The 401-nt window shown below is 70.6% G+C and carries 1 protein-coding gene; it reads right to left on the bottom strand.

Features of this window, described 5'->3' with window-relative positions; all coding sequences use genetic code 11:
- Positions 1 to 401 (bottom strand): type II secretion system F family protein (locus J0A65_RS26130; protein ID WP_206597102.1); only part of this gene is annotated, 401 nt, incomplete at both ends.

Genomic DNA, 401 nt, shown 5'->3' with positions numbered 1-401 from the left:
CAGGCCGAGGCTATCGCAGAAGTTGCGGATATCCGCCCGACGCAGCAGGCTGCCGAGCACCGGCAGCGCCAGCAGCAGGTCGTCGAGCGGGCCAGGGCGTTCCGTGCGACGGCGCTGCAGACGTTGCCACGCCAGGCGCACGACGAACAGCAGGGCCAGCAGCCAGAGCAACGGCAGCAGCACGGCCAGCAGGTAGCCGCCGACACCCAGGCTGCCGGCGACCAGCGGCGGCAGGGGTTTGACCAGCAGTGCCAGCAACAGCACACCTGCCGGCATCAACAGGCGGGAACGCAGTTCCCTGGCCTGGCGCGCCTGCTCCTCGTAGCGCTGCGCCAGCTGCTGGTGGATATGCGCCAGCGCACCCGCCTCCTGGGCCGCCCGCAGCAGGCTGCTTTCCAATG

Origin of the sequence: Bowmanella yangjiangensis (assembly GCF_017255015.1) — a bacterium.
Taxonomy (GTDB): domain Bacteria; phylum Pseudomonadota; class Gammaproteobacteria; order Enterobacterales; family Alteromonadaceae; genus Bowmanella; species Bowmanella yangjiangensis.
The sequence above is the reverse complement of the archived record's forward strand: the minus strand, read 5'-3'. Positions and strand labels throughout refer to the sequence as shown.